This is a genomic window from Arenibacter sp. F20364 (genome assembly GCF_023015905.1).
Lineage (GTDB): Bacteria > Bacteroidota > Bacteroidia > Flavobacteriales > Flavobacteriaceae > Arenibacter.
Window position 1 is genome coordinate 1 of record NZ_JALKBD010000085.1, and the last position, 2,581, is coordinate 2,581.

General features: G+C 35.0%; 3 protein-coding genes. 2 read left to right on the forward strand and 1 reads right to left on the reverse strand.

Annotated features, from left to right (window positions below):
• Nucleotides 1–231 precede the first annotated feature (231 nt).
• Nucleotides 232–597 (reverse strand): helix-turn-helix domain-containing protein, encoded by a 366-nt coding sequence (locus tag MWU84_RS23720; RefSeq protein ID WP_036146809.1) that lies wholly within the window; start codon nucleotides 595–597, stop codon nucleotides 232–234.
• 120 nt (nucleotides 598–717) lie between these two features.
• On the opposite strand from MWU84_RS23720, the gene MWU84_RS23725 reads away from it, so the two are divergent.
• Both MWU84_RS23725 and ygiD read left to right on the forward strand, forming a co-directional pair.
• Complete coding sequence (locus tag MWU84_RS23725) at nucleotides 718–1,587, forward strand: SDR family oxidoreductase (protein ID WP_027066622.1); 870 nt, start codon at nucleotides 718–720, stop codon at nucleotides 1,585–1,587.
• 1 nt (nucleotide 1,588) lies between these two features.
• The gene (gene ygiD / locus MWU84_RS23730; RefSeq protein ID WP_027066623.1) at nucleotides 1,589–2,476 is read left to right on the forward strand and encodes a 4,5-DOPA dioxygenase extradiol; all 888 of its coding nucleotides are present in this window, start codon (nucleotides 1,589–1,591) and stop codon (nucleotides 2,474–2,476) included.
• The last annotated feature ends 105 nt before the right edge of the window (nucleotides 2,477–2,581 follow it).

Here is a 2,581-nt window from a genome sequence, read left to right on the forward strand (position 1 = left end):
TTTCCTTGCATACATTAAGTTACGAAATCGACCTCTTTTTAATATTAAGCCAATATTAATTTTTCATAACTTGTGCAACAGGCACAATGGCTATAAGTAATTGCTGGTTCTCGCCTACTTTGGAAATTCCTGCGGAATTTCCAACTTGGTGTGTACTTGCAAAGTTAAGTGCTAAATCACGCAACTACTCATAGCCGAGACCGTTACCTGCAATTTGCCGAAAAAACACTTTTAATCTGAATGTTTGAATGTAGATTTTCTATGGGAAACACCCCAATCAACCATTGCATCAAGAACTGAGAGAATATTTTTACCTGATTCGGTCATTTTGTATTCAATGCGAACTGGCGTTGAATCATAAACGTTCCTTGTTATAACACCATTAAGCTCTAATTCTTTTAACTCCTTAGACAACATTCTAGGCGTAATTTTATCGATATTAGCCTGTATGTCTTTATACCTATAATTACCGTAAAGAATAGAAGCAAGTATAGGCAACTTCCATTTACCACTTATCACGTTTAAAGTATCATTAATCGCCAAAACGTAATGTACAGGACATTTTTTTATCTCAGAAATAGTTAGCAAATCATTCATTGTCAAATATTTTAAACTCTTACTATACAAAAGTATAGCAATACTTATTAATAACTAACTATACTTTAAGTAGCAAATATAGTAAGTTTGTATCATTATTAATGATTAAGAATTAAAAAAATGATTTTAGTAACAGGAGCAACAGGCGAATTTGGTAAACATGTCGTTAAGCAACTAATAGAAAAAGATGTAAAAACATCAGGTATTTCGGTACTTTCCAGAAGTGAGAAAAAGGCAAACATCTTTAAAGCAGACGGAATTACAGTTAAAATAGGAGATTATACCAACTATGATTCTTTAGTAAAAGCCTTTGAAGGTGTCGATAAATTACTATTTGTTTCTAGTAGTGAAATAGAAAATCGTGCCGCACAACATCAAAATGTGGTTAAAGCAGCCAAAGCTACTGGAGTAAGGCATATTGTCTATACTTCATTTATGAGAAATCAGGAGAGAGATGATTCTGCTATCGCATTCTTACAGGATTCACATCTAAAAACCGAAAACTGGATAAAAGAAAGTGGCATGACATATACATTTTTACAGAACGCCACATATTTGGACATGCTACCTATGTTTATAGGAGAACAAGTATTGGAAACAGGTGTAATTATGCAACCTGCACAAAACGGAAAATCCAGTTTAGTATTAAGACAAGAATTGGCAGAAGCAGCAGCAGCAGTATTGACTTCTGAGGGGCACGAAAATAAGACGTATCCATTAGTAAATAATCAAGCGATTTCATACAATGAAGTAGCTGAATCAATTGCTCAAATAAGTGGTAAAGATATCACCTATCAATCGCCTTCACCTGAAGAATATCAGGCTACACTAAAAACCTATGGTATTCCTGATGAATACATTGGATTATTCACTGCATTTTCGGTAGCACAAGCCAATGGCGAATTAGAAATGTCAGACAATTCATTAGAGAAACTTATAGGTAGAAAACCAACAACCGCTAAAGAATTTTTGACCAAAATATACGCTTAAAATGGAGCGTAAAGAGTTTTTAAAGATAGCCGGACTAACAGCATTAAGTATTCCAATGATGTCAGCATTAAATAAATTAGAAAACATAACAGATTCTTTTGATTCTTCTAAGCGAATGCCTGTCCTTTTTTTAGGACATGGTTCGCCTATGAATGGTATTGAAGACAATGAGTTTGTTAGAGAGTTTAAAAAACAAGGGCAGCAATTGGATAAACCCAATGCTATTATTGTGGTTTCAGCCCATTGGGAAACAAACGGAACTTTTGTCACTGCCATGCAAAATCCAAGAACAATTCATGATTTTGGCGGATTCCCTAAAGAACTTTACGAAGTACAATATCCAGCGCCTGGACATCCAAAACTGGCTAAAGAAATTTCAGAATTTATTAACCCAGCAGGAACCGTTCACTTAGATGATAAATGGGGATTGGACCATGGAGCTTGGACCGTAGTTAAACATTTATTTCCAAAAGCAGATGTGCCTGTTATTCAACTTAGCTTGGATTATAAAATGACGCCACAGCAACACTACGAGTTAGCACAACAATTAAAAAAATTAAGAGAAAAAGGCGTACTAATTGTTGGTAGCGGTAATATTGTCCATAATTTAAGAAAAGTTGATTTTAGAAAAATTAATAAAAACTACGGCTATGATTGGGCAATAGAAGCAGATAGTAAAATGAAGAAATGGATTTTGGAGGGAAATTACCAAAATTTAATTGAGTTTAAAAAGCAAGGAGAAGCTTTTAACCTAGCGATTCCAACGCCTGAGCATTATCTGCCTTTATTGTACACATTAGGATTAAAAGACGAAAAGGATAATACCACAATCTTTAACGATAATGCTTTAGGTGGTTCACTGACTATGACAAGTGTGAAATTTGGATAAAAAAAGCAGGTAATCGAGTGGATGGCTCCGCCATCTAATGACGGAGTGCACCCCTCACACCACCGTACGTACGGGTCTCGTATACGGCGGTTCGATAATGAAACT

Bases quoted from the DNA above. Each gene is read 5' to 3' on its own strand.
- MWU84_RS23725 (WP_027066622.1), top strand. From the start codon at position 718: ATGATTTTAGTAACAGGAGCAACAGGCGAATTTGGTAAACATGTCGTT.
- ygiD (WP_027066623.1), top strand. From the start codon at position 1,589: ATGGAGCGTAAAGAGTTTTTAAAGATAGCCGGACTAACAGCATTAAGT.
- MWU84_RS23720 (WP_036146809.1), bottom strand. From the start codon at position 597: ATGAATGATTTGCTAACTATTTCTGAGATAAAAAAATGTCCTGTACAT.